Annotated in this window: 22 protein-coding genes; 7 read left to right on the forward strand and 15 right to left on the reverse strand. The window is 66.6% G+C overall.

The genetic code is table 11. The annotated features are described in order from the left end of the window. Positions 1 to 2: 2 nt before the first annotated feature. From FRZ61_RS15565 to FRZ61_RS15585, 5 genes are all read right to left on the reverse strand, one after another. Positions 3 to 953: an ABC transporter permease gene (locus tag FRZ61_RS15565; protein WP_151118604.1), complete on the reverse strand. Its 951-nt coding sequence runs from the start codon at positions 951 to 953 to the stop codon at positions 3 to 5. Next, positions 946 to 1857, reverse strand: a complete 912-nt coding sequence (locus FRZ61_RS15570) for an ABC transporter permease (protein ID WP_151118605.1) — start codon at positions 1855 to 1857, stop codon at positions 946 to 948. The genes FRZ61_RS15565 and FRZ61_RS15570 overlap by 8 nt, the downstream gene beginning before the upstream one ends. A 9-nt stretch (positions 1858 to 1866) precedes the next feature. After that, a complete protein-coding gene (locus FRZ61_RS15575) occupies positions 1867 to 3039 on the reverse strand; it encodes an extracellular solute-binding protein (protein ID WP_191909046.1) in 1173 nt (390 codons plus the stop codon). 442 nt (positions 3040 to 3481) lie between these two features. Beyond that, entirely contained in the window at positions 3482 to 3970 is a 489-nt protein-coding gene (locus FRZ61_RS15580; RefSeq protein ID WP_151118607.1) for a PAS domain-containing protein, read from the reverse strand. A 186-nt stretch (positions 3971 to 4156) separates the two neighbouring features. Further along, complete coding sequence (locus FRZ61_RS15585; RefSeq protein ID WP_151118608.1) at positions 4157 to 4717, reverse strand: nitroreductase family protein; 561 nt, start codon at positions 4715 to 4717, stop codon at positions 4157 to 4159. A 175-nt stretch (positions 4718 to 4892) separates the two neighbouring features. On the opposite strand from FRZ61_RS15585, the gene FRZ61_RS15590 reads away from it, so the two are divergent. After that, on the forward strand, positions 4893 to 5765 hold the full coding sequence (locus FRZ61_RS15590; protein ID WP_151118609.1) for an SDR family NAD(P)-dependent oxidoreductase: 873 nt from the start codon (positions 4893 to 4895) through the stop codon (positions 5763 to 5765). Positions 5766 to 5791: 26 nt separating this feature from the next. Here FRZ61_RS15590 and FRZ61_RS15595 read toward each other — a convergent pair whose 3' ends face one another. Further along, a complete protein-coding gene (locus tag FRZ61_RS15595) occupies positions 5792 to 6160 on the reverse strand; it encodes an ArsC family reductase (RefSeq protein ID WP_151118610.1) in 369 nt (122 codons plus the stop codon). Between the two features lie 232 nt (positions 6161 to 6392). On the opposite strand from FRZ61_RS15595, the gene FRZ61_RS15600 reads away from it, so the two are divergent. Then, positions 6393 to 7067 (forward strand): glutathione S-transferase family protein, encoded by a 675-nt coding sequence (locus FRZ61_RS15600; protein ID WP_151118611.1) that lies wholly within the window; start codon positions 6393 to 6395, stop codon positions 7065 to 7067. A gap of 40 nt (positions 7068 to 7107) precedes the next feature. Here the strand turns inward: FRZ61_RS15600 and FRZ61_RS15605 are convergent, their stop codons facing one another. Genes FRZ61_RS15605 through FRZ61_RS15630 form a run of 6 tightly spaced genes read right to left on the reverse strand, consistent with a single transcriptional unit; the run spans position 7108 to position 12875 of the window. Continuing rightward, a complete protein-coding gene (locus FRZ61_RS15605; protein ID WP_151118612.1) occupies positions 7108 to 7812 on the reverse strand; it encodes a glutathione S-transferase N-terminal domain-containing protein in 705 nt (234 codons plus the stop codon). A gap of 52 nt (positions 7813 to 7864) precedes the next feature. Next, entirely contained in the window at positions 7865 to 9637 is a 1773-nt protein-coding gene (locus FRZ61_RS15610; RefSeq protein ID WP_151118613.1) for a nucleotidyltransferase family protein, read from the reverse strand. After that, a complete protein-coding gene (locus FRZ61_RS15615; RefSeq protein WP_151118614.1) occupies positions 9638 to 10297 on the reverse strand; it encodes a glycosyltransferase in 660 nt (219 codons plus the stop codon). After that, on the reverse strand, positions 10290 to 11324 hold the full coding sequence (locus FRZ61_RS15620) for a hypothetical protein (protein ID WP_151118615.1): 1035 nt from the start codon (positions 11322 to 11324) through the stop codon (positions 10290 to 10292). The genes FRZ61_RS15615 and FRZ61_RS15620 overlap by 8 nt, the downstream gene beginning before the upstream one ends. Continuing rightward, the gene (locus FRZ61_RS15625; protein WP_191909047.1) at positions 11321 to 11752 is read right to left on the reverse strand and encodes a PqqD family protein; all 432 of its coding nucleotides are present in this window, start codon (positions 11750 to 11752) and stop codon (positions 11321 to 11323) included. The genes FRZ61_RS15620 and FRZ61_RS15625 overlap by 4 nt, the downstream gene beginning before the upstream one ends. Then, on the reverse strand, positions 11715 to 12875 hold the full coding sequence (locus tag FRZ61_RS15630; protein ID WP_191909048.1) for a glycosyltransferase family 4 protein: 1161 nt from the start codon (positions 12873 to 12875) through the stop codon (positions 11715 to 11717). The genes FRZ61_RS15625 and FRZ61_RS15630 overlap by 38 nt, the downstream gene beginning before the upstream one ends. A 232-nt stretch (positions 12876 to 13107) precedes the next feature. Between FRZ61_RS15630 and FRZ61_RS15635 the strand changes: the two genes are divergently transcribed. Next, positions 13108 to 13734 carry a glutathione S-transferase family protein gene (locus FRZ61_RS15635; protein ID WP_151118618.1) on the forward strand — a complete coding sequence of 209 codons (627 nt, stop codon included), beginning with the start codon at positions 13108 to 13110 and terminating at the stop codon, positions 13732 to 13734. Positions 13735 to 13746: 12 nt separating this feature from the next. On the opposite strand, the gene FRZ61_RS15640 is transcribed toward FRZ61_RS15635, so the two are convergent. Together FRZ61_RS15640 and FRZ61_RS15645 are read right to left on the reverse strand one after the other, a co-directional pair. After that, positions 13747 to 14364 carry a UdgX family uracil-DNA binding protein gene (locus FRZ61_RS15640; protein WP_151118619.1) on the reverse strand — a complete coding sequence of 206 codons (618 nt, stop codon included), beginning with the start codon at positions 14362 to 14364 and terminating at the stop codon, positions 13747 to 13749. A 62-nt stretch (positions 14365 to 14426) separates the two neighbouring features. Further along, entirely contained in the window at positions 14427 to 14894 is a 468-nt protein-coding gene (locus FRZ61_RS15645) for a MarR family winged helix-turn-helix transcriptional regulator (protein WP_151118620.1), read from the reverse strand. 47 nt (positions 14895 to 14941) lie between these two features. Here FRZ61_RS15645 and FRZ61_RS15650 point away from each other — a divergent pair, with 47 nt between their 5' ends. From FRZ61_RS15650 to FRZ61_RS15665, 4 genes are all read left to right on the forward strand, one after another. Next, positions 14942 to 15328: a DUF488 domain-containing protein gene (locus FRZ61_RS15650; protein WP_151118621.1), complete on the forward strand. Its 387-nt coding sequence runs from the start codon at positions 14942 to 14944 to the stop codon at positions 15326 to 15328. After that, positions 15325 to 16248, forward strand: a complete 924-nt coding sequence (locus FRZ61_RS15655; protein WP_151118622.1) for a PLP-dependent cysteine synthase family protein — start codon at positions 15325 to 15327, stop codon at positions 16246 to 16248. The genes FRZ61_RS15650 and FRZ61_RS15655 overlap by 4 nt, the downstream gene beginning before the upstream one ends. A gap of 250 nt (positions 16249 to 16498) precedes the next feature. Next, entirely contained in the window at positions 16499 to 17518 is a 1020-nt protein-coding gene (locus FRZ61_RS15660; protein ID WP_225308825.1) for a catalase family peroxidase, read from the forward strand. Positions 17519 to 17627: 109 nt separating this feature from the next. Further along, entirely contained in the window at positions 17628 to 18569 is a 942-nt protein-coding gene (locus FRZ61_RS15665; protein ID WP_151118623.1) for an AraC family transcriptional regulator, read from the forward strand. Between the two features lie 30 nt (positions 18570 to 18599). Here the strand turns inward: FRZ61_RS15665 and FRZ61_RS15670 are convergent, their stop codons facing one another. After that, entirely contained in the window at positions 18600 to 19472 is an 873-nt protein-coding gene (locus FRZ61_RS15670; RefSeq protein ID WP_151118624.1) for an ABC transporter permease, read from the reverse strand. Position 19473: the final 1 nt, after the last annotated feature.

A 19473-nucleotide genomic window follows, 5' to 3' on the forward strand; every position in this document is an offset into this window, starting at 1 on the left:
TCTTACACATCGAAGGCGCCCATCTGGCTCACCATGCCACGCCCGGCCTCGCCGCCCTTGGGCCGTTCGCCCCGGGTCATGAAGCGGAAGACCAGGTAGGAGATGCCGACCGCCGCCAGGGTGAAATAGACCATGATCGAGGCGAGCGCGTTGATCGACGGCAGGGGAGCCGCGCGCGTCGCGCTGTAGATCCGGATCGGGATGGTGTCGCAGTCGGCGCCGCAGGAGAGCCACTGGCTGATGACGAAATCGTCGATCGAGATCGCGAACACGATCATCAGGCTCGAGAAGACCGCCGGCATCAGGAGCGGCAGCAGCACGAGGCGCAAGGTCTCCCAGGGCGTGGCGCCGAGGTCGGCCGCGGCCTCCTCGTACTGGCGCCCGATCGAGAACAGGCGCCCGCGCACGATCACCACGACATAGGAGAGCGAGAAGGTCACATGGCCCAGCATCTGGGCGGTGGTGCTGGGCTCGATGAAGGTGAAGACGTTGAGGAAGGCCAGCGACAGCGACACGCCCATCACGATCTCGGGCGTCACCAACGGGAACAGCATGAGGAAATTGGAGGCGCTGGCCGCCCGCCCGCGCCAGCGCGCCAGCCCGATCGCCAGCATCACGCCGAGCGGCGTGGCGATCAGCATGTCGAGGCCCGCGAGCTTCAGGCTCTGGATCAGCGCATGCTGCAGCGCCGGATCGTGCCAGACCGAGTTGACCGGGTCCTCCCAGTACCAGCGCGCGCCGCCCCAGCCCTGCCAGGCCGTCAACGAGCGACCGTCATTGAAGGAGAACTGGATCGCGATCACGACGGGTGCGAGCGAGGAGATGACATAGACCCAGGTGATCAGAACCAGGAAGCGCGGCCGGCCCCAGGGGTTCGCGATCCAGTCGCGCAGGCGCCGGCCGAAGCCGCGGGACGGCACGCGGACAGGGCGTGCGATGACCGCCTCACTCATCGCGCACCTCGCGCGTCGAGCGGGCGACCGAATACATGTAGTAGGTCATCAGCACCGCCAGGAAGAGCGACAGGACCAGCGTCAGCGAGGCGCCGATCTGCGGCTGCGGCCCGCCATGGAAGAAGAGATCGATCTGGTTGCCGAGCATGCTCGTGGTCGGGGACCCGGAGATGATGTTGGGCGTGTAATAGTCGCCGAACATCGGCAGCGCGATGATGACGCTCGCCCCCAGCACGCCGGTCATCGAGAGCGGCAAAGTGACATGGAGGAAGGCCCGGGCCGGGCTTGCCCCCAGATCGCGCGCGGCCTCGAGCAGGCTCTTGTCGATGCGATCCAGCGCGGCCAGCAGCGGCAGGATCAGGTAGGGAATATAGCCATAGACCAGGGCCAGCACGACCGAGACCGGGTTGCCGTTCAGCCAGTCGGGCGGATCGGGCAGGATGTGCGACCAGGCGAGGAAGTCGTTCACATAGCCCGAGGGCGCGAAGAGATTGACCCAGGCCAGCATGCGCATCAGGTAGCTGACCCAGAAGGGCAGCACGAGGAGCGCCAGGAGGATCGATTTGGTCCGCCGGGCATGGCGCGAGATGTAGTAGGCGACCGGATATCCGACCAGCAGGCAGAGGGCGAGCGCCACGGCGACATAGAGCGTGGTCCGCCAGAACACCGCCCAATAGTCGCCGCCCGGCAGGAATCCCGACAAGGTCTGGATCACGGCCTCCGCGCTCCAGTCGAGCGGGTTCCAGGCCGGCACCGGGATCAGGAAGATGGGGTCGACGCCGCCGAAGGCGACGCCGATCACCGCATAGAACGGCACGAGGAAGAGCAGGATCAGCCAGACGACACCCGGCAACGCGAAGGCCTGCCAGAGCCATCGCGGATAGATCCCGGACTTCTCGCTCATCGCCGGGTCTTACGCGCCCGAGACGAACTTGGCATAGGCGCTCTGCCAGAGCGCCTGGCCCTTGGGCGTCAGCGTCATCTCCTGGAGCGCGCCAGGCCCGAAATCGTCCGGCCCCATCACCGCGGTCTTGAGGTTTTCCGGAATGCGGCCCTCCGCCACCAGCTTCTCCGGCGTGATCGAGACCATCGGCGGCTGATAGCCGTTGAAGTTGAGGAAATTGTCGGTCGCGACCGTGTTGTCGATGATGTAGTCGAGCCAGAGATGCGCCAGGACCGGCTTCTTGGTCGAGGCCGAGATCGCCCAGCAATCGTTCTGGATCGGACCCTTGCCCCTGGCCGGCGCCCAGTAGCTCAGCACCGACGGGTCCGTGCCTTCCGGCAGGTAGGAGAAGACGCCGCCCAGAAGGTCGCCCGACCAGCAATGATGCAGCCAGCTCGTGCCCTCCGGCAGGGTCTGATACTCGGTGATGTTGACCTTCGGATTGCAGATCGGGATCAGCGCCTTCAGATCGTCCAGCGCCTTGTTGATGGCGGCCGGGTCCTCGGTGTTGATGTCGTAGAACTCGCGGTAGAGCATGGCCATCACCAGCGCCTCGCGCGAATCGTCGAGCACGCCGACATAGCCCTTGTAGGCTTGCGAGTTCCAGAAGATCGACCAGGGGTTGGCAAGGCCGGCGATGTCTTCCTTGACCTTGTCGTTGCGCCAGCCGATGCCCGTCGTATAGACGGTGTAGGGCACGGTGTAGCGCGATTCCTGGTCGTAGAAGGGACTGTGCAGCGACGGCCAGACGTTCTTCTTCAGGTTCGGCACATAGTCGGGATTGACCGGCTTGATCAGCTTGCCGGCGACGGCCTGCGCGAGGCGGTCGGGCGTGATGTTCGTGACGTCGGCGCGCACGGCCTTGGTGGCGAGGCGCGTGATGCACTGATCCATGCTGTCGAAGGTCGTGATCTGGATCTTGACCTTGTGCTGCTTGCCGAACTCCTCGACCAGCGCCTTGTCGATGTAGTCCGAATAGTTGAAGACGGTGAAGGTGCCGTCGGTCTCGGGCTCGAGCCCGCTCTTGATCGGGTCCTCCCAGAGCGGCAGCGTCACCGGCTTGTCGGGCCTCGCCAGCGGAATGCCGCCGGGACCCATCGGCGCGTCGTCGGCCGCGGCGAGACGCGACAGGGCCGGCGCCATCGCCGTCCCTATGCCCAAGGCCGCCAGAGCCCTGAACGCCTGCCTTCGGGACATCCGCCCCGTGCCCAGGGCCTCGAGAATCGCGCTCACGCCAGCGTCATGATCCGGCATCGCCGTCGCCTTTCCGGTGGGTTGAGATCCAGTGGGTTCGAATCAGATGGATCGGAACAAGGATTTTCCTCTCGGCCGTCGGCTGACGGCAAAGCGGCCCGCTATCGATGTGGGTAGAAGGGGGGACGCCGAGAGCAGGAATGAGAGCCTGCTTGCGTGTCGATTGCGCAGGTTTGGCCGCCACTGCTCTCACGAGAGAAATTCGAACGCTACATAGGAAATTCTATCGCCGGCAGGTTAACTCCAACATTAACTGTTATTAATGTCAACTGGCGTGCTCGCATCGACGCCACTGCGAGAGCCATGGAGCGGCGAAGAGAACCGGGCAGCGCTAGAAATCGGAGTCCGATCGCAAAGGACGGCCCGACGCGCGCAGATCCTCGATCACGATGCAGTGCGTGATGGTCCGGCCGTCGTCCGACAGCGGCAGCAGCGCCCATTCGTAGAGGCGCGGGCGACCGTCGATCCAGAGAATATCGTCCACGCCGAAGATCGGCTCGCGCCGCCGCAGCATGGCGTCGTACTGGGTCAGGAACTCTGCGACCGTCTCCTGATTCCAGCCGAGCTCATGCAGCCATTTCCAGGTGAAGTCGCCGCCCCGCAACCGCACGATCTCGGTCCCGACCAGGCGATAGCGGATACGCAGCGGCTCGCGATGGATCTCGGCGATCGTCATGAAAGGCAGGCAGGAGACGATCGCCGAGGGGTCGATATCGCCCTTCGACGGAAACTCCCGGCCCCGACGCAAGGCGTCCCAATGGGCAAAGAGACGGTCGATATCGATCGACTGCAGCTGATCGCGCTCGAGGAACTGATACATCACGCACTTCCAACGCCGGACAAGTCACCGATTCGACGCCCGGGCATCTTAAGGGCGCGTTACAGAACCGTCATCGACGGCGCTTTTCCGGGGTCGGTTTCATCTTTTGGTAGTTATGCCATCCCCGATGGTAGGCAAGTTCTTCCCCCTTCGCTCCTTTCCCGAGGGCCCGGCGGCGCAGCCTCTTCAGCCGACCCAGCGGATCGTCGGCTCGCGGCGCGGGACGGGCGCCGGCGCGGTCCTGGGATGGCCCAGGATGAGAGGGGCCACCGGAACCCAGGCCGAGGGAAGGCCGAGCAGGGCCTTGCCCTGGGCCGTGTTGAGGAACGCCTGCGCGAAACCGATCCAGCAGGAGCCGAGCCCGGCGGCATGGGCCGCCAGCATCAGGTTCTCGGCGGCCAAGGCGCAATCCTCGACGATGAAGGGACCCGCAGCCGCGGCCGAAATCAGAATCAGGACGGGCGCATGATGGAACATGTGAAAGTCCGGCGCGCCGAGCAGCGACCGGGCATGGTCGGAGGGCCCTCCGACCGGCAGGATCGCGAGCATGTGGGCCGTGGCCTCGCGCGAAATCCGGTCGAGCAAGGCCCGATCGCGCAGGATCGTGAAGGTCCAGGGCTGCTCGTTGAAGGCGCTGGGCGCCTGCTGGGCGGCCGCCACCAGATGCCGGATGACCGGCTCGTCGACGGCTTGCGATGTGTATTCCCGGACCGCGCGGCGGCCGGCGATCGCCTGATCGAGATTCATGGCGCTGCTCCTGTTACGAAACCATGTCCTGCCGGCCGTGTGACTAGCATGCCGGTGCGTCGCGCCCATTGACGCGGATCAAATCGGGCCCGGGCCTGCCGCGCTAGGTTGCCGCCCTCCTGACGGCGCCCCTTTGGGCGGCGCTTCTTCTCAATCCGGGCATCGGAGGCGGGACATGCAGTTGCGGGACAAGGTTGCCATCGTCACCGGGGCGGGCACGGGCATTGGCGAGGCGATCGCGCAGAAATTCGCGCGCGAGGGCGCGGCGCTCGTTCTCGCGGGCTTGCCCGGCGATCCCGTCGCCGACGTGGCAGAAGCCGTCGTCGCCGGCGGCGGCGGGGCCATGCCCTATCTCGGCGATCTGGCCGAAGAGCAGCAGGCGCAGGCTTGCGTCGATCTCGCCATCGATCAATTCGGGAAGCTGGATCTGCTGGTGAGCAATGCCGGCATCTTCATCGCCAATGCCGAGACCGATCTCTATCGCATCGAGGATTTCGACCGCACCCTGAGAAACAACATCCGCACGGCCTTCCTCATGACCAAATTCGCCCTGCCGCATCTGCGCGCGAGCCGGGGCAACATCATCTATACCGGCTCCGAGGCCGGCTTCAACGGCTCGCCCGGATTCACGCCCTATGGCGGCAGCAAGGGTTTCCTCCACGCCTTCGCCAAGGGAGTCGCCCTCGAGCAGGCGCCGCACGGCGTGCGTGCGAACTGCGTCTGCCCCGGCCCCGTGGACACCGCCTGGACGCGGGGTCCCGACAGCCCGATCCCCATGGCGGCACAGGCGACGATCGGCAACATGGTCCCGCTCGGGCGCCGCGCCACGCCGGAGGAGATCGCCAACATCTTCGCGTTCCTCGCTTCCGACGAGGCGAGCTATGTGACGGGCGCGCTATGGCTCGTCGATGGCGGCGTCACGCCGGCCAAGAGCGATATCGGAACGCAGATGCCGGCGGCACTGCGCCAGCCGCCCAAGGGCGTGCTGGCACTGCGGCACTCCCATGACGGGCTGCGCGGAAAGGAAGTGTATCGCGCCCCGCGGTGACGACCGCACGGGGGGCGTCGATCGTTTCAATCCCGCAGGCCGAAGGCCTTCGCATAGAGCTCGGGCTTGAAGCCCACCAGCAGCGTACCGCTGACATCGAGCACGGGCCGCTTGATCATCGAAGGCTGCGCCAGCATCAGCGCGACCGCTTTCCGCTCGTTGAGACCTTCCTTGTCCTTGTCGGGCAGCGCCCGGAAGGTTGTCCCGGCGCGGTTGAGCAGCGGCTCCCAGCCGAGCTCGCGCGCCCATCCCTCGAGCCGGCCGCGGTCGATGCCCGCGGCCTTATAGTCGTGGAACTCGTAGGCGACGTCGTGCCCCTCGAGCCAGGCCCGCGCCTTCTTCATCGTGTCGCAGTTCTTGATGCCGTAGATGGTCACGCTCTTGGCTTTGGCCATGAAGGCTCCGTTCCGCCGAGTGCCTCGTTTCCTCCATCTCCCTTATCGCCTTCCCCGTCAAAGGAAAAGCGAAGAAAGCCGAATCTCCGGCGAGGCATCACAGAGTCTGAAAACTCAGGTATTGTCCCAAGGGATTCCATCAGGGCTGGGGAACGGCGCTCGACCAGCTCGTCGCGGATGCGAAAACGATGACGTGAGCGGGCCGCTCCCCCCTGCCGAAGGTGTCCGAATCATGACGTTGACGCTTCACTTCCATCCGCTCTCGTCCTATTGCCACAAGGTGCTGATCGCACTTTACGAGAACGGTACGCCGTTCGAGCCGCAGCTCCTCAATCTGGGCGACCCCGCCGAGCGGCAGCGCTATCGCGAGCTCTGGCCCATCGGGAAGATGCCGATCCTGCGCGACACAGCCCGCGACCGGATCCTGCCCGAGAGCAGCATCATCATCGAATATCTCGATCGGCATTATCCCGGCATCCGGCCGCTCATTCCCGCGGAGGCGGAGCCGGCCCTCGAGGCGCGTCTCTGGGATCGCCTGTTCGATCTCTACGTCATGACGCCGATGCAGCAAATCGTCGGGGACCGGATCCGTCCGGCCGGCAGCCAGGATCCGCACGGCGTGGCCGCGGCCGAGGCTTTGCTGCGAACCAGCTACGGCGTGATCGAGCAGAGCATGGCCGACCGGGCCTGGGCTGCCGGTAGCGAGTTCAGCGTCGCCGATTGCGCGGCGGCGCCGTCGCTGTTCTTCGCCGAGACGCTGGTCCCCTTTTCGGGAACCCACCGGACTCTGACAGCCTATTTCGAGCGGTTGACGAGCCGGGCTTCCGTGCAGCGGGTGCTGGAAGAGGCCAAGCCGTTCCTGCATTACTATCCGTTCCAGGACCGCATCGCCGCCCGCTTCCGGTAGGGCCGCAATATGATCGCGAAGGCAGGGCGACATTTGCCCACTAGCCGCGCCTGGGAATCTCCAGCCCGCGCTTGACGGCCGGCCGCGCCAGGCCGCGCTCCAGCCAGGCCGGCACGCGCGTCAGCTTGTCGAACTCGACCAGATCGCGCGCGCCATAGAAGCCGATCAGGTTGCGCACCCAGCCGAGCATCGAGATGTCGGCGATGGTGTATTCCTCGCCCATGATCCATTGCCGGCCCTGAAGCCGGGTTTCCATCACGCCCAGCAGGCGCTTGGCTTCGTCGCGATAGCGTTCGAGCGGCCGCTTGTCCTCGATCTCCCGGCCGGCGAATTTGTAGAAATAGCCGACCTGCCCGAACATCGGCCCGATAAAGGCCATCTGGAAGAACACCCATTGGATGGTCTCGTAGCGCAGCGCCGCGTCCTTCGGCAGCAGCTGGCCGGTCTTCTCGCCGAGATAGAGCAGGATGGCGCCCGATTCAAAGAGGCCGAGCGGTTTTCCGCCCGGCCCGTTCGGGTCGATGATGGCCGGGATCTTGCCGTTCGGGTTGAGCGACAGGAACTCGGGCGTCCAGGATTCATTCTTGCCGATGTCGATCAGATGCGGCTCGTAGGGCAAGCCGATCTCCTCGAGCGCGATCGAGACCTTGACGCCGTTGGGGGTCGGCAGGGAGTAGAGCTGCAGCCGCTCGGGATGCCGGGCCGGCCAGCGTTTCGTGATGGGAAAGCCGGAGAGATCTGACATGCAAAACCTCGAGGCAGGATGATGTGGCGGTCAATCGACGAAAGCGGGCGCCCTACCGCCAGAGCCGCCCTTCCGACCGGCCGTGCGTAAGATAGTGGAAGTACGGATCGACCTCCGCGTCGAAGAGGCCCGGATTGTTCAGCACATATAATACCGGATCGAAATCCGGCGGCAGCAGGTTGGAATTCCTCGACGGCGAGGCTGCGATCGTGGCGCGGATTCGCTCGAACCGGCTCTTGTACGGCTCGATCCCCTTCTCGACCTTCTCCTGCAGGGGAGAGGCGACGAAGAGATCGATCGGCGTCGCAAGCGGATCATCCATTCTCACGAGCTGCAGCCGTTGGATCGGCACGCCCCGCCTCAACGCGTAGTTCTCCCGCGCAAGCCGCTCCGGCACATACTCGTTGGGGCGGAGCGAAATCTCGAGCCAGTCCGAGAACAGCATGCGCTTCGTGACGGGAAAGACATAGGTGGAAACCTCCGGTGTCCGCCGGAAGTCGATCGAGCCCACCAGATGCCCGTTGGCGAGAACGGCGATATCGGGAGCGGGGCTGCTTCCCCGGTAAACGGAGAAGGACAGCGCAATACGATAATCGGTCCGCCGGAGCACCGGCACGATCAGCCGCGCATCCGCGCGATCCGACCAGATGCAGGTCGGTTCCGGCTCCGGCCAGCCCCAACCGACGCCGCCGATCTCGTCGACCACCTCGCAGCGCCTGAGATCGTAGAGGGCCTTCGGTACTCCCTGCGGCCGCAGGGGCATCGTGAACGGGCCGACGGCGCGCAGCAGCAGCATCTCGAGCGGCCGCGGCCGGCCGACCGCCTCCCACGCCCGGTAGAGGCGCGGAAATTTCAGCAGTTTCCGTTCCATGCGGCTTGGCGGCACCCGGGAGGCGCGGCGATCGCGAATCCGCTGCAGGAAGCCCGGCCGCGCCGGCCCTCTTCGCGGAGGCGACGCGGCGGCAGAGCCGGCGGCACCCTCATCCAGCGCCTGCGCGCGAGCCACGCCGGATTCGATCAGAAGGGACCGCAGGCGCCGGAATTCGGGCACGAGCCCCGCATCGGCGATCGCGCGCGCCAGCCGTTCCATGTCGCAATCGCCGAGCAGCAGGACCGCGTCGAGAATGGTCTGCATCGCATCCGCTCTCGTCCCCTGCCGGAAGCCGTGATCGAGCGCATAGATCAGCGCGATCTCCGGACTCGGCACAAGGATCTTGCAGCCTTGCACCTCGAAGGTCCGGGCTTCGGCCCAGAGTGCCTGCTCGAGCCTGCGTTGGCCGGCATCGTCCGCGATGCGCCAATGAAGATCGAGCTCGGCGGGACCGCGTGTCAGCCCCCAGCTCGCCCGCTTGCACGCGATGCGATGGACCAGGGAATCCCAGGTCATGCCGCGGCCGGGCGCCCAGCCGTCGGCCCGAAGGCGCCGGCATATGGCCTCGAGATCCTGGAATCGGACATGGATGTCGAAATCGCCCATGCCGCGCCGCGACCAGGCGCCGTATCTCGCACAGATGGCAAGGCCCTTGATCGCGATCACCGGAAACGAGGCGGCCAGGGTCTCGATATAGGGCAGCAGCTCGCGCGCCAGGATCATGTTCTGCGTGAACGTCGCTCGCGCCTTGCCCCGAAACTTGGTCGGAATCTCGATCGGCGGCGTGATCGCGCTGAGCCGCGCGAAGATGGCGGGAACCAGCCGGGTTTCCGCATAGGGAGCCTGCTCGAGCGAGGTCTGGGCCTGCCAGGTTCGGCAGCTCGCAACCGCAACCGACGGATCGTCGTGCAGTGCCGCCCTGAGCAGCAGCAGCTCGCGTTCCGTCGCCTGCATTCAGCTCTTTCTCGTCCGGTTGTGATGATCCCGGATCACCCGAAGCATGTCGGTCCGCGCGGTTCCCCGGTCGCGCACCCCCATATTCTCGCCATGAATCCGGCGCCAGAGCACGATCCTGTCGAGGAATCGCGACTGCATGCCGCCGGCCTCCGCCCGGCTGATCCAATCGACATTGGCGGCATGAGCGAGATCGGTGCGAAAGGGCCCGACCCGCTCGAACAGGTCGCGCCGGGCCAGCATGGCGGTGATGAGGCGGGACGGGATCGGCGGCGCGATCGGCCTCAACGCCGAATCGGTATTGACCACCCGACCGAACACCGCCTCCAGCGATGGCGTTGCCTGCAGGGCATCGAACATCGCGCCGAGCCTGCCCTCGGGCCAGACATCGTCATGATCGAGAAAGCAGAGCAGCGTTCCACGGGCGCGCTCCATCGCCCTGTTCAAGGCCGCAGCGAGCCCAGCCGGCTCCTGGTGGATGAGGATCGGCGCCATCGGATGGCCGCCGGCGATCGCCGCCGTGCGATCGGTCGATCCGTCATCCACGATCAGCAGCTCGACCTGTGCCGCCCGCTGAACCGCGACGCTGTCGAGCGCCTCGGCGATATATTGCTCGCCGTTGCGCACGGCCATGATGATGCTGATCGCCGCGCTAGGCATGGATGCGCTCCAGCACCGATGCCACGGTGTCGGGCACCGAAGCGATCTCGCTGCCGAGATCGATATGGTAGACGGGCGCCGACGCGGCCAGCGCCATCAGGAGGCGCGGCGTCGCCGCGGTTCCACCCATCAGACCGCCGATCGTGCTCGGCAGGATCGCATGGAGCGCGTCGCGGCTCGATCCCTTCCGGAGCGTGGTCCGCGCGGCGCCCGTGACCCTTGGCAGCAGGATCGCCGCGACCTCGGCGGAGGGCGTCAAAGGCAGCCGCGACGGATCGAGGAACATGACGCCCTTTTCCTGCTCGACGCGATCCGCATTCGCCAGCCAGGGGCGGACCGCCGGCAGCATATCGAGCGACGACCGCAGCAGCTTCGCGCTTTGATAGAGCATATGGACTTTTCGGGCGGCAGGTTCGATGACGCAGTAATCGTCGCCGAGATAGCTCATGCCCGACAGCGCGCAGGCCAGAGCCGTGGTCGACTTGCCGGCACCGCCGCCGCCCGCGATGAGCGCGGCCCGCCCATCGACCGCCACGGCGGCGGCATGGACGATCTGCTGCCCATGCCGGTTGGCGAACCAGGAGAGCGGGATGCGGAAAGGCGAGGCTTGTGCCCAGGCGGGCAGCGCCGCCAGTTCCGGATACCAAAGATAGCCTGCGTTGTTCGCCGCGTGATGAACGGTCAGGGAACTGGTATGGATGTCGAACGCACAGCGCACCGCCTCGTCGCAAAAGCCCTCGATCAGCCCCAGGGGCTCATGTGCCATCGGCCCCCAGGGCCTTGCCGGCGGCGCCGTCTCCGCCGCGATGCCGTCCCAGACTTGAAGCCTGTAGCCAGATGCCGCGATCGAATCCGTCTCGGCGGGAAGGAAGGCGCTGCCGATCCAGCGACCGCCGGCATCGGCCGGCGCGGTCAGGCGGAATGTCAGGCTGCCGATGCGATAGCTGTCCGACCGGATTTTCCGCTGCCCCAGCGCCGCCTCGCACCGAACGGCAACCGCCTCGGCGAAGGCGAGCGAGGCATTCATAGCTTGGCGGTGGGAGCCGCGTGCGGCCAGCCGGTCTCGTCGACATCGTGAATGGGATCCAGCTTGATGAGATCCCACATGTCCGTGTACTCGTCGAAGCCGGGTGCCTGCCAGCGCCGCTCCTCCGCCTCGGGCAGCACCAGGATGGCGGACGAAAGCCCATCGCCGGCCGGCTGGATGATGTCGGCAGCGATCAGCGACTGGATGCAGCGCTCGACATCGCCTCTGATCTCGGGGGCCGAGAGCCCGTATTGGCGCGACAGCAGATCGATCAGTTGATCGAGAGAAGCACCGGCGGCCAGCAGCGTCCACAGGTCGGCGGCGCTGCCCGATCCGGAATAGTAGGCGCCCTTCTCGAGATTGATGATGATGACCTCGTCCCCCAGCCGCTCATGCGAAACACGGTTGGGAGGGATTCGATAGAACATGGTTGCTGGGTTCCTGATCGATGGATGAACGCGACTGTGACCGATAGAACGCGAGGTACCGCGCGGCGCAGGGAGCGACACCATATTCCTTCATCGCCCGGAGTCTCGCGCAATGTCCCAGCCGCGATCGGCTTCCCTCATCTTCGAGCATTCTGCTGATGGCCGCGCCGAGCTCGATCGGGTCGTCCGGTGAAACGACAATTCCCGTTTCGCCATCCAGGACCGTTTCCGGGAGCCCGCCGACACGCGCCACGATCGCCGTGACGCCCGCCATCGCCGCCTCCGCGGCGACCAGGCTGAATCCTTCCCGGGTCCGAGAGGGAACAAGCACGAGATGAGCCTGGCCAACCAGGCGCCGCGTCGCGCGATTGTCGAGCCTGCCGAGAAAATGGACAAAATTTAACAATCCAAGCTCGCCGCTCAGCCGCGCGAACGCCTGGCGCTCTTCGCCTTCGCCGACGATCGTCAGCACCGCGTCGATGCCGCGGGCGCGCACCTCCGCCAAGGCCCGGATGGCCAGATCGAAACCCTTTTCCCGCTGCAGCCGGCCGACGCAGAGGAGCCTGAAGGGCGCGCCGTCGATGCGCTCGGCCGGCACCTCTTCGATCCCGTTCGGGATGACGCCCCAGTTCTTTTCCGATGCCGAGAACTCGACGGCGGAACGCAGCGCCGCTTCCGAGACCGCCGAGATCGCGTCGGCCCGCTGCAGGAGACCCCGGATGACGGGCATCCGGTCAGTCGGCTCCAGCACGCCATGCTGGGTCACCAGGAACCGCCCCCTGAAACGCGACGATTTCAGCAACCGGTCCACGTACCAGGCGCTGGGCCCGGTGACGCAGTGCATGTGCAGGATGTCGGGCGACTCTTCGTCCAGAAGCTGCTGCAATTGCCCGAGGATCTTGAGCGGCTCGCCGGGGCGGCCGGACCGGATCGCGTTGGTGAAGCCCAGCCGGTGGACCGGGGTCCCTTCGATGACTTCCCGCGGCGGCAGGCGCCCCATGTCATCGGTCACCACCGAGATGTCGATACCCTGCTCCCGCAATGGCTTTGCCAGCGAGTTGATCAGGATCTCGATGCCGCCCAGAACCGGGAGAAACCAAGGCGTGAACGCGAATACCTTCATCGGCCGGGATTTGCTGATTGGCGGCCTCTGGAGCCCCATTTTCGGATTCGAACATCCTCGATAACCGCAACGGGCGCGCGCTGTCAACGCAAGGATACTTTCGCGAATCAGAAAAAGCCTCTCGCCTCCGGCACAGGATCGTCATCCGCCGGCCCGAGGACGATGTATGGTTTTTTGTGCTACCGGGCGGCCTCTCTGCATCCGGCAAGCTCGGTTCTCCGGAGTGCGAGCCATGATCCTCATCGGCCAATACGACTCTCCCTTCGTCCGGCGCGTCGGGATCGCGCTGACGCTCTATGAGCTGCCTTTCCTGCACCGGCCCTGGTCGGTCTTCGGCGATGCCGAGAAGATCCGTCCCTATAACCCGCTGGTCCGCGTGCCGACGCTGGTGCTCGATGACGGCGACGTGCTGATCGAGAGCCACAGCATCCTCGATTATCTCGACAGCCTCGTACCGCCGGAACGCGCGATGTTCCCGGCCCGGGAGCCGGCGCGCCATGGCGCCCTGAAGGTCGCGGCGCTGGCGACCGGCCTGGCTGACAAGGCCGTCAGCCTCTTCTATGAGAAGCGGCTGCATGAGGCGACGTCGGAAGTCTGGGCCAGCCGCTGCCGCTCGCAGATGCGGGCGGCGCTGGTGGCGCTCGAGGCGGACCGCGCCGAGAGGGACGGCGATTATTGGTTCGGCCCCCGCATCGGTCATGCCGATATCGCCGTGGCGGTGGCCCTGCGCTTCGTCGCCGAAGCGCATCCCGGCCTGATCCCGATGGCGGATTTCCCGGCGCTCCGGGCCCATGCCGCGCGGCTCGAGGCGCTGCCGGCGTTTCAGGCGATCTCCCAACCTTTCATCGCGCCGGCGTGAGAGCCGGCCCGCTCAGGCCGCATCCGCCCCGAGAGCGCGTTTGCTGGCCTTGAGGTCCGCGACGAGCTGACGGAACTGGGCGCGCTTGTCGGCCTCGTCCTCGATGCGAAGGACGTAGGAGGGATGGATGGTCGCGACCATCCGTCCGCCATCCGCAAGCCGCATCACCTGGCCGCGAATCTTGCCGATGGCGAGCGTGCGGCCGGAAACGCTGCGGACGGCCGTGGCCCCCAGGGCCACGATGAGGGCCGGGCGGACGAGCTTGCGTTCCAGATCGAGCCACCAGCGGCAGCGCTCGATCTCATGGACGTCCGGTCGCTTGTGCAGCCGCCGCTTGCCGCGCGGCTCGAACTTGAAATGCTTGACCGCGTTGGTGACGAAGACCTCGTCGCGCGCGATGCCGGCCTCTTCCAGCGCCTGGGCCAGGATGCGCCCCGCCGGGCCGACGAAAGGCTTGCCCTGGCGGTCCTCCTGATCGCCGGGCTGCTCTCCCACCATCATGATCTGCGCCGGTGCTGGTCCCTCGCCCGGCACCACCTGCGTCGCGTTCTTGTAGAGCGGGCAGCGCCGGCAACCGGCCTCCGCCTCGCCGAGCGCCTTCAAGGATGTGATGGCGGATTTTGCGGCCATGCCCGCACCTCCATTGCCAAGGAGAACGGTGACGCGGCGAGAACGGTGACGCGCCGGCCGCTTCAGGCGCCGGTACCGTCCAGCAATTCCGCCTGGTCCGCAAGCTGCCGGGCGAGGCCTGCCGAAAGATGCCGGGCGAGCCGGGCCTGCGCCCGGCGCCAGACCGGGATCGCCCCCTCCAGTCGCCTCGCGCCCGTCTCGGTAAGCCAGACCGCCCGGCGCCGCAGATCGCTCTCGACCGTCGCGATCTCGACCAGCCCTTCGCCCTCCAGCGTCCGCAGCGTCCGGGACAGGGTCGATTGATCGAGACCGACGCGTTGCGCCAGCGCCCCCAGCCGGTCGTCATCGGCCGCGGCGATCTGCGCCATAAGCCCGAGCTGAGCCGCGGTCAGGCCCGAATCCGCCAGCTCGCGATCGAGGAACTGGGTGATCCGCCGCGCGGCCAGCCGGCTGTTCCAGCCGGCGCAGGCCTCGACCAGCTTCCGGGCCTCGGTCCGCAGGGTCTTCCGGGGTTGCTTCGGGGAGATCATAGTTATATGCATATACATCATTTATAGATGCATAGAAAGGCCCTGCCATGGCAACCCGCAAAACGGCCTCTCTCAAGGTCAAACGCGTCTATGACGCCCCGGCGGCCGGCGACGGCACGCGCATCCTGGTCGACCGGCTGTGGCCGCGTGGTCTCGCCAAGGACGAGGCGAAGATCGATCTCTGGCTCAAGGCGATCGCGCCCAGCGACGCGCTGCGCAAGCGCTTCCATGGTCATCCCGAAAACTGGGACCGGTTCTGCGCGGCCTACGAGAAGGAGCTCGCAGGCCCGGAGGCCCAGGCGGCCGCACAGGAATTGCACGAGCGCCTGCGCCAGGGACCGGTCACCCTCCTCTATGCCTCGCGCGACGAACACCACAACAATGCCGTCGCCCTGAAGGCATGGCTGGCCGGCAAGGGAAAACGGGCCTCATGAGCGAGCAGCCCCGGCAGATTCTCGACTGCATCGGCAACACGCGGCTGCTGCCGCTGCGCCGCCTGCCCTCTCCGGCCGGTGCGCGCATCTTCCTCAAGCTCGAGAGCGAGAACCCCACCGGCAGCATGAAGGACCGCATGGCGCTGGCCATGGTCGAAGCGGCGGAGAAGGACGGGCGCCTTCCGCCCGGCGGCTGGGTCATCGAATATACCGGCGGCAGCACCGGCGTCTCGCTGGCGCTGGTCTGCGCGGTGAAGGGCCATCCTCTGCATATCGTCACCTCCGACGCCTTCGCCCGCGAGAAGATCGACCATGTGCGGATCCTGGGGGCCCGGCTCCGGATCATCGCGAGCGACGACGGCCGCATGACGGAGAAGCTGACGCGCGACATGATCGCGGCGGCCGCGAGCGTGATGGAGGAGACCGGCGGCTTCTGGACCGACCAGCTCAACAACACGGACCAGCTCGCGGCCTATCACCGGATGGCGGAGGAGATCTGGCATCAGACCGCAGGGCGGATCGACGGCTTCGTCCAGAGCGTGGGCACCGCCGCCTCGTTGCGCGGAATCGCCGAGACGCTGCGCCGCCACAATCCCCGCATCCGCATCGCCGCCGTCGAGCCCACCGAATCCCCCGTGCTCTCGGGCGGTCCGGCTGGCGCCCACAAGATCGACGGCATCGGAGCCGGCTTCGTCGTGCCGCTCTGGCAGAACGGCATCGCCGACCGGATCGAGCGCGTCTCCACCGCGGAGGCCAAGGACATGGCCCTCAGGCTCGCCCGCGAGGAAGGCCTCTTCGCCGGCACCTCGACGGGCGCCAATCTCGTGGCCGCCCTCCGCCTGGCCCGGGAGCTCGGCCCCGACGCCACGCTTGTCACCGTCATGTGCGATACGGGGATGAAATATCTGAGCAAAAGCTAGCGGCGCCTCTCCGCCTCGCGAAACAGCAAGGGGCCTCGCCATGAAGATCACGCAGCATCCGTGGTTCGCGAAGGACAGGGAGGCCACGGTAGGGATTTGGTGCCCTGACCCGGGGCGGGACTTTCCCTTCGGGAAAGCTTTGGGTGAGATCGGACAAAACGGGGAGAGATCGTCAAAGACGCCGCCACAGGCGAGCCGGCAGAAAGCGGCAGACACTGTACTCATCGTGATCAGCGACAAGGGGGCGGCCTTGATCAAAGTCACGCGCGACCATGCGGGTGCAATGCGCAGCGCCAGCGGCTGGGGTATCGCTCTCGCCTTGATGGCGATTCTTGCCGGACCGGCGCGGGCCGACGGCACCATCCCACCCAACCAGTCGCCCCACGATCTCGTGAACGCGCTGCACGCGGCCTTCGGTCTGCATCATGCGCGGGCGGTACACAGCAAAGGCGTCATGCTGGAGGGCAGCTTCACGCCCGAGCCCGCGGCCCAGACCCTGACCAAGGCGCCCATCTTCGCCGGCGGCAGCCTGCCGGTCGTGGCGCGCTTCTCGCTCTTCGCCGGCATCCCCGACCTGCCGGACACCAACGGCGCCGCCCCGCCCTGCGGTCTCGCGATCAAGATCAAGGCCGCGGACGGGCTCGATTACGACCTGGCGAGCGACCAGCATAACGGCTTCATCGTCGCGACCAGCGACGAGTTCGCGGCCTTCCTGCGCGATGTCGCGGCCAGCGGCCCGGACGCCGCCCATCCGACCGCGGTCGAGCAGTTCCTCGCCTCGCACCCGATCGCCAAGGTCTTCATTGCCAGCCTGACGACGCCCGCCTCCTATGCCGAGGCGACCTATTTCGGCATCAATTCCTTCAAATGGACCAATGCCAAGGGCCAGTCGGTCTATGTCCGTTACCGCTATGTGCCGCGCGCCGGCGAGCATTACCTGACGCCCGACGAGCTCAAGGCCCAAGGCCCGAACTATCTGCAGGAGGAGATCCTGGCGCGCATCGCCAAGGGACCCGTCACCTTCGACTGGTATGCCCAGATCGCCGAACCGGGCGACAAGATCGAGGATCCGTCGATCGTCTGGCCGGAGAGCCGCAAGCTGGTCAAGCTCGGCAGCTTCACCTTCGCCAAGCGGCCCGACGACCCGGTGATGGCGGACAAGGGCTTCCTGGTCCTGCCGGGCGAGTTCCACCCCGGCATCGAGCCGGCCGATCCCATGCTTCTCCTGCGCAGCCAGGCCTATCCGATCTCCTTCGGCGAGCGGCAATAGGCGGGCGCACCGAACCGTCTCCGCCGGCGGTCGGGCGGAGCGCGCCCTTCTCCGTCTGCACCGATGCTGCTAGGCTCCGCTCCCGACATTTTCCGCTTCGGGGGCGGACATGGATCGGGATCCAGGCCCTGCCGAGATTGACGGCCCGCGGCGGGCCTATGGCGACCATCTGGCGGATCGTTTCTGGCTCGAAAAGCCGAAATCGCATATCGCGCGCTCCTTCAAGCGCGGCCCGCTGGCCGTCACGCAGATCAAATCCGATTTCCCGACGCCGCAGCCCAGCCAGTCGATCGGCTATGACGAGGCCTGGCTGGTCGGGCTGATGGTGGGCGACGTGCCGGACCACGATCTCTGGCAGGACGGGCGCGCCGCGCGGACGCCGCCGTTCCGGGCGGGTGTCACGGCACTCTACGACCTGCGCCGCGATCCGATCAGCTTCACCCGCACCGGCCATCATTCGTTGCACTTCTATTTGCCCCGCTCCGTGCTGAGCGAGGTCGCCGACCGGAACGGACTGCGGTTCGCGGGCGAGCTGCGCTACCGCTTCGCCACCGGCTATGACGATCCCATCATCCGCCATCTGGGCTTGGCGCTGCTGCCGGCACTCGAGGCCGGCGGTCCGTTGAGCGGGCTGTTCCTCGACCATATCCTCCATGCCGTGGCGACGCATGTGCTGGGGCGCTACGGCGCCGACGGCACGGCGGCGAAGCACCCGGCACGCGGCGGCCTCACGCCGCTGCAGCTGCGCAAGGCCCAGGAACTGATGCAGGCGCATATCGGCTCGGATGTCTCGCTGACCCGGCTGGCGCAGGAATGCGGCCTCTCCGTCACCCATTTCGCCCGCGCCTTCCGCCAGTCCACCGGCACCACGCCCCATCGCTGGCTTCAGGACCACCGCATCGAGAAAGCCATGATGTTGCTGCGCCTCGGCGAGCGCGCGCTGTCCGACATCGCGATCGATTGCGGCTTCGCCGATCAGAGTCACTTCACGAAGGTGTTCAGCCGCCATGTCGGGACCAGCCCTGGCCGCTGGCGCCGGTCGCGGGATTGAAGCCGGCGCCGCCAGAAGCCGCGCGCCACGCTATTTGAGCGTGGGATCGAGCACGTCGCGAATCCAGTCGCCGAGCAGGCTGATCGCCAGCGTGCCGATGAAGATGGTGAAGGCCGGAAAGGCCGCGATCCACCAGGCGGTCAGGAGATAGTCGCGGCCGAACCCGACCATGTTGCCGAGGCTCGTCATCGGCGGCTGGATGCCGACGCCGAGGAAGCTGAGCGAGGTTTCCAGCAGCACGATCTGCGGAAAGTTCAGCGTCATGGTCACGATCAGCGTGTTGGCGATGTTGGGCAGGATGTGGCGGGCATAGATGCGCACCGGCCTGGCGCCCAGGGCGCGGACCGCCACGGCATAGCCGTTCGAGAGCGCCGACAGCGTCATGGCGCGCGTCAGCCGCGCATAGCGTTCCCAGCCATAGATGCCCATCAAGCCGATGAAGAGCAGGATGTTGCTGCCGAAGAACGCCACCACGGCGAGCGCCAGGATCATGAAGGGCAAGGCGGCCTGGATGTCCACCGCCGCCATCACCGCCTCGTCGAGCCAGCCGCGGAAATGCGCGGAGAGGAATCCGAGGAACGTCCCCAGCGCCGCACTCATGACACTGCCCAGGAGGGCGATCGTCAGGCTGGTGCGGACCGACTGGATCAGCCGGCTCAGCAGGTCCCGCCCGAGCTCGTCGGTTCCCAGGAGATGCGCCCAGCTTCCCTTGGGATGCCAGGCGGGCGGCGCCAGGCGCGCCCGGAGGTCGATGCTGGCATAGTCGTAGGGCGCCAGCCACTGAGCGAGGCATGCCACCGCCGCCAACAGCGCGACGACGGCCATGCAGAACAGGATGAGCAGCGGAATCCGGCGCCGGGCGGGCGATGTCGGGATCGGACGGGATGTCGCCTCGACCGCCATG

The organism is Hypericibacter adhaerens, from assembly GCF_008728835.1.
Lineage (GTDB): Bacteria > Pseudomonadota > Alphaproteobacteria > Dongiales > Dongiaceae > Hypericibacter > Hypericibacter adhaerens.